This is a genomic window from Rhizobacter sp. P3_B12 (assembly GCF_056402895.1).
Window position 1 is genome coordinate 1 of sequence record NZ_JBFUGN010001523.1, and the last position, 943, is coordinate 943.

General features: G+C 70.1%; 2 protein-coding genes. Both read left to right on the forward strand.

Annotation, left to right across the window (positions count from 1 at the left end; genetic code table 11):
- Positions 1 to 3 precede the first annotated feature (3 nt).
- Positions 4 to 513, forward strand: a complete 510-nt coding sequence (locus AC1D01_RS36600; RefSeq protein WP_477874699.1) for a TRAP transporter small permease — start codon at positions 4 to 6, stop codon at positions 511 to 513.
- Positions 506 to 943 (forward strand): TRAP transporter large permease subunit (locus AC1D01_RS36605; protein WP_477874697.1); only part of this gene is annotated, 438 nt, incomplete at its 3' end. The genes AC1D01_RS36600 and AC1D01_RS36605, both read left to right, overlap by 8 nt.

The window sequence follows — 943 nt, forward strand, 5'->3', positions numbered from 1 at the left end:
GCGCTGCGCCGCGGGCTGGACGCGCTGTACGACGCCAGCGCCGCGCTCGCCGCGGTCTTCATGGTCGGGCTGCTCGCGGCCGTGCTGCTGTCCATCGTCAGCCGGCAGCTGCACTTCAACGTGCCGGGTGTCGACAGCTACGCCGGCTACCTGATGGCCGCCACCGGCTTCCTCGCACTCGCCCACACGCTGAAGCAGGGCGAGCACATCCGCGTGACGCTGCTGCTCAACGCGCTGAAGGGCGCCGCACGCCGGCGGCTGGAGCTGTGGGCGCTCTTCGCCGCCAGCGCGCTGGCGCTGCTGGCAGCGTTCTACGCCTGCAAGCTCGTCTGGCAGTCGTACGTGTTCCACGACATCTCGACCGGCAACGACGCGATGCCGCTGTGGATCCCGCAGCTGAGCATGGCCGTCGGCAGCACGGTGCTGGCGGTTGCGTTCATCGACGAGCTGGTGCTGGAGATCCTCGGCCGGCGCGTGGTGCCGGTGTCTGATGAGGCAAGCCGCAATGAATGACCTGCTGGTGACGACGCTGCTGATCGCGTCGCTGTTCCTGATCCTCGGCAGCGGCGTGTGGATCGGCCTCACGCTGTCGGGCGTCGCGTGGATCGGCATGCAGCTGTTCAGCTCCCGGCCGGCCGGCGACGCGATGGCCGTGACGATCTGGGGCTCGGCCTCCAGCTGGACGCTGACCGCGCTGCCGCTGTTCATCTGGATGGGCGAGATCCTGTTCCGCACCCGGCTCAGCCAGGACATGTTCCGCGGCCTCGCACCGTGGATGCAGCGCCTGCCCGGCCGCCTGCTGCACACCAACGTGGTCGGTTGCGCGATCTTCGCAGCGGTGTCGGGCTCGAGCGCGGCCACCTGCGCCACCATCGGCAAGATGAGCCTGCCCGAGCTCGCGCGGCGCGGCTACCCCGACGCGATGGCCATCGGCTCGCTGGCC